This is a genomic window from Xanthomonas dyei, from assembly GCF_002939865.1.
GTDB classification, from domain to species: domain Bacteria; phylum Pseudomonadota; class Gammaproteobacteria; order Xanthomonadales; family Xanthomonadaceae; genus Xanthomonas; species Xanthomonas dyei.
In genome coordinates this window covers 1-5,357 of the sequence record NZ_MDEE01000083.1, presented here as the reverse complement: position 1 = coordinate 5,357, position 5,357 = coordinate 1, and the positions used below count along the sequence as shown (strand labels likewise).

Annotated in this window: 3 protein-coding genes; 1 reads left to right on the top strand and 2 read right to left on the bottom strand. The window is 55.3% G+C overall.

Annotated features, from left to right (window positions below):
- Positions 1-131: 131 nt before the first annotated feature.
- Entirely contained in the window at positions 132-443 is a 312-nt protein-coding gene (locus XdyCFBP7245_RS24675) for a hypothetical protein (protein ID WP_244907912.1), read from the top strand.
- 481 nt (positions 444-924) lie between these two features.
- Here XdyCFBP7245_RS24675 and XdyCFBP7245_RS23015 read toward each other — a convergent pair whose 3' ends face one another.
- Positions 925-2,433 carry a sensor domain-containing diguanylate cyclase gene (locus tag XdyCFBP7245_RS23015; protein ID WP_104617665.1) on the bottom strand — a complete coding sequence of 503 codons (1,509 nt, stop codon included), beginning with the start codon at positions 2,431-2,433 and terminating at the stop codon, positions 925-927.
- 36 nt (positions 2,434-2,469) lie between these two features.
- Positions 2,470-3,327: a GAF domain-containing protein gene (locus XdyCFBP7245_RS23010; RefSeq protein WP_104617664.1), complete on the bottom strand. Its 858-nt coding sequence runs from the start codon at positions 3,325-3,327 to the stop codon at positions 2,470-2,472.
- Positions 3,328-5,357: the final 2,030 nt, after the last annotated feature.

Sequence of the window (5,357 nt, the reverse complement as noted above, 5' to 3'; positions counted from 1 at the left end):
CCTTGAAGCGTGCACCATGCGCGCACCTTCTTCCACACCCTGGCCCAGCAAGCACTTGATCTCGCAGAAAAAAATGTGGGGAAACCTCAGGACCAACACCCCATCCTTCCACCCCTCGAATCGGTCAGACCATGCCTTCGTTCTCGCACAAAACCTTTCTTCCGACCGCGATGCTGTCGCTCGGCATCATCCTCTGCTCCAGCGTGGCCACGACTGCCGCCGCAACATCGCTGCATGTCGTCTCCCGCACGGAGCAGATGACATCGTTCACCCACACCGGGCCGAGCAGGACCGAGGTGTTCAATCAACAATGGGCCGACGGTGCCGCGCAGTGCCGCGACGCGTTTCCGCAAACCACCTCGGTGCAGCTCGGCCAGGTCAATACCCGCGCGATCAACGCAAAGACCTTCAAGGTCACCGGCAAGTGGATTTGCAGGGGCTGATCACTGCGGCCGGCGAGCAGTGCTGATTCAAGAATCAGCCTGCTTCAGGCGCAATCGCCAGGCGAGAACGAACATCGCGGCGACTGAGCAACCCATGCGTAACCGCAAGGCGCTGCGGACGCGTGCAGCATGATAATTGCGCAGCATCCCCCCCCGATCGCGGAGCGTGGGGTCGGCTTGAAGCCTTGGTCTAGATGGTGGGCCACGATGGATTCGAACCATCGACTAAAAAGCTTGGAAGGAAGCGCTGTTTCGCATATCGATTAGCGACTTATGGCCGCAAGTTTCCCGGAGGATTGCCCCGGTGCCCTCGCTTCGCAAGGCATTACCCGCACTTTTACCGACATCTGTGCAGCACCCCTAGGCCATCAGTGCGAACGGCGTGCCCGGTGTAATGCCGTTGCCTAGGCGCTGGCGTGGACCTACTTGCTTGGCCGCCTGGCTATTCGCATTCCTAGCCGCATGCATGCGGCTCTCATGGTCAGAGTCTTTGAGCCAGGCGGACACAGTTGCGGCCTGCCTGCTTTGCCGCGTAAAGCGCTTCGTCGGCTTGTCTCAACAATTCGTCCGCGCTCACTTCTTCGTTATAGGAATCGAAAAGACATGCGCCTACGCTTATTGTTAAATGCCCATACGGACTATCGAGATGTTCGATGGAAAGCTCAACAACACGCTGCACCATTCGCTCAGCTGTCATCTTCAGAGCAGCCCAATCGCTGGACGGCAAGAGCACCGTCAGCTCCTCGCCACCATAGCGAGCCGCAAGATTTCCGGCGCGGCGCGCCTGATTTTTGAGGACATTGGCCACCGCTTTAATGCAAAGATCGCCTGCTGGATGCCCATAGCGATCGTTGTAAAGCTTGAACTGGTCTATGTCCACCATAATGACCCCGAGTGGCAATGCGGTGCGTCGCGCACGGCCAATCTCTGCGGGCAGAACCGCATCCAGTTGCCTCCTATTCGCTAGGCCGGTCAAGCTATCTTGCATTGCGATGGCTTCAACAGCGGTGTAAGCCAGACGTAGTTCATCCTCAATTCGCAATGTCTGCCGTATTTGGCGTGAAATAAGAACCACAAAAAGCGCCGGAATAAATAATATCAGGCACAACATAAGCAGCGATCTACTGAGGCTTGCGTACCACGCCGCCAAGATTGCCTGCTTCGACTTACCCGCCAGGACCACTAACGGATAGCGACCGAGGCGTTCATAGCCATACATCCGTTCAACTTTATCTGTAATTGACACAACCATTGCCACACCACTCGGAGAGCGCGGCAAATACATCCTAAAGATATCCCCTTGCGCAATACTCTTTCCTATCATGGCGGGGTCAAACGGGTGGCGCACCATGATCTTTCCCGCACTGGAGGAGAGGACCACGACACCCTGCTCTTCCAATTGAAATTGGGCGTAAAAATCACTGAAGTATTTCACACGCAGGGTGACGAGAAAAACCCCTCCGAAGCTTCCATCCCGCTTATTTATTCTTCTCGATACCGGAATGATGAGTTCTCCGGTAGAACGGCTGGTGATCACATCTCCAACATGTATCGCCTCATCCGCGTGTTCTTTGTGATAAATAAAGTACTCCCTGTCTGAATTATTAGCTGATGCCGGAATAACATCCTTATCAGTAACGACCCACTTTCCGTTTTCATCATACACAAAGATACCGTGCAACTCGGGCAAACTACTCAACTGGCGCCGGAAGAGTTTTTGCAACCGGTTCTTGTCAATATTCTCAAGACCATCCCCTTCAATCCGCTCCACCACCCCAAGAGACAGTATCTCAGCGTCCTTAATCGCATCTTCTGCATGCTGCGCAATTGAATGAGAGAAATTCCCGGTCGTCTCCCGCGCTATTTTTAAGGCATAGTCATACCCGATCCAAGCTTGATACGCGTTAGTCCCAAGCAGCAAAACAATCATTGCCACAGCAAAATAGGGAATAGACCTAATAATCAGCCGTTGCTGCCTGATGGATGCCATCACGACTTTATTCCACAGCAGATTCCCGAGCCGCCATTATTCATGCCCACCCCACTGACTGATATCCTCTTCGACGAATAGGAGAGCCACGAAGCTCGCTGAATAATCTTCATCCTCGACGACGCGAAGCCAGGCTCGACGACCAGTAACATGCTCACCGCTGAGCACACGCACTGGAAATGCGGCCCCACTGCCAGCACAGTGCTGCAAACTCAAAAAATCGCCAGAGTCATTAGACCAAAGCGCGCTTGCATTGCAAGATTCCAGTGTATTCGCAGGCTTTTCCAACAACCTGCAAAAGGCCGAATTAACAGCAGTCACTCTTCCGCCACCATCAAAGACGGCCATCGCCACCGGCGATATTTCAAACCCTTTTTGCTTCGATCGCGCCAGCAACGCGCCATCATTCAAACGACTGAATATAAGGCCACTTACCTTCGAGGCCAGCTGCCTAAGCAACTTAATTTCCTCGGCATTGATTTCTTTGGGCTTGGCATCAATAGCACACAGGGTCCCAATAGCCAAACCGTTCTCGCCGCGTAACGGAACACCTGCGTAAAAGCGAATATACGGCGGGCCTTGCACAAGGGGATTGTCGGCAAACCTTTCATCCATCAATGCGTCATTGACGATAAGAGGCTCGTCAGCACTTAAGGCGTGAGCACAGAACGAGACATCTCGAGAGGTCTGGCAAGCATCAAGGCCTATTTTGGATTTGAACCACTGTCGATCTCCGTCAACAAGGGAAATCAACGCAATAGGGACATCCAACCCCTGCGCCAACGCGTGAGTGACTTCGTCAAGGACGCTTTCGGCTGGGGTATCCAATATATCGAGTTGACGAAGAAGGCGAAGCCGCGCCTGCTCGTTTTGGGGATACGGTGCAATAAGCATAGTCAAACACCGAAGAAGGCCGAGCCATCATACCTCCGATGCCAAGATTTAGAGGCCTTACTCACTTCTCAAGTTGGATCAGCGCTCGCGCGCCCGGTTTTGCTTCTGGGGCGCCAAGAACAGACCGCCCCTGCACTCGATGTCGCTAGCGGCCTCAACAGCTCTTCTGGTCGCTCCAACAGCGGTCAAGGCGCGGGCGAGCTTCCCTCGCCCAGGCTCCGCCCGTGTGGTGCCATCTCGTGATTGCCGAGGCATCGCGCTCTGCTTGGCTGATTGCTTGGCTTGCCACATCGACTGCTCTGGCATTGCGGCACGATCTTTAACCTGGCGGCAGCACTCCACCCGCTTTGGCGTGGCAACGATCTGACTTTCGGTGAACAACGGAACCGGCGCTCCGTCCCTCAACAAGCGTACGCACTTGGACAATCACAGGTGCATCCACTTGAAGTGCGAGCTTTGGTCACGTTTGTCGCAAACGACGTCGGCATGCAAGTGAGCGCACGCTCCCGAACCCAGTTGTGCCGCGGCGAAGGCTTTGCCGTAGCGGCGGCCGTGAGACCACCGCTCGCCTCGAGCTGGCCAGTGATCAGCGCCGCGCGTTGTGCCGGCACTGCAAATAGCCCAGCACGCCGCGTCCATCGGACACCTGCATTTGGGTCGCCATAGATAAAGGCGGCGGCAATTTCCCTGCCGCACAAAAAAGGCGCCTACGGCGCCATCTGGCCTGCTGAATTAAGTGGTGGGCCGTGATGGATTCGAACCATCGACCAAAAGATTAAAAGTTAGCTTTACTGAGCTTACGAATCAGCAACTTGCATGGCTTATTTTTCCCGGCGGCTAGCGCCGGAGACCTAGTGCGCGCTTGGGCGTCCTGCCAATTTTCCCGATCCTCGTGGACACCAACCTCGCACTAGATGGCTCGGGCACGCGGCGTCCGGGTAGTCACTTCAGCTCGGATCCTCGCCTCGTGGCGTGTGGCCCACATGACGGTGCCCCGTCGCCCCTGGTCGAAGCTGCTGCAGTCGCGTTGGACAAAACGCGCGAAGGGTTTGCCGGGTGGAGCCGGCCTCTGGCGCTCCAGCAGCACGTACCACTCGCCGGTGAGTCTCTGCACCAACCTGGCAACCTCTTCACCCTCGAAGAAAAGCGCCGTCGGCGCTCCCTTTGCGCCCTGCCAAGACATGTCCCAGCGAAAGCCAGGCGGCAGCACAGGCTCATCGCCGGCATCGACCGCACTCATGCGGCAGCCACCCACCTATAGAAGGTGTGCTCCTGGCTATCGCACTTGTTGGCCAACTGGCCGCGCTCAAGCCTGACCACCGCCTGGTCTACCTGCCGCCTATGGTTCCCGCCGGCCGCGTCGACGAGATCGAGGTGCCTCTGCAGGGCATTGCGGACTAGTGAAATTGCGGCGGATCCGGAGTTAGCGAGTGGGTGCAGCAACCGACTCTAGCGCGCCCCAATCTCAATTTTTCAGATGACCACCGGGGAGAGGTAATTCAGGTAATCAGCCCCTAGAAATGCATATATTTTTATATTTATCAATAACTTATGTAGAAATATCAAAGGTAATTAAAGGGTAATTGGGAGGTAATGGGGTTACCTTTTGGGGAGGTAATCGAATCCCCAAAAAATACCCTTAAATTTCAATAACATAACTTTTCTATAGGAGCCCAATTACCTTAAATCACCCCAAAAGGTAATCCAGAAGTTCCCATTGGCATCAATCGCTTAGATGTTGTTTTAGGCCCCGGATTACCGATTACCTGGTTCCGATGGTCATTTGCCGAAATGCGCCGGGAGGCCTAGCCACGGAACGCAGCCGTGCGGCCCCGCAAAGCCCCCAGGCGCGCAGAGATCTGCAGGGAAGAGAGGCCCCCTTGAATCACACGGATCGGTAACAGCAGCGCGGCCTAGGCCCACCCTGCGGGGGTGCAGCTGACCCACCCCCTGAAAACTGAGCCACAGTAAAGTAGAGACTTCGGCAGCATGGGCCCCCGTAGCAACGAGGATTCAAGCGATGAAGAAGT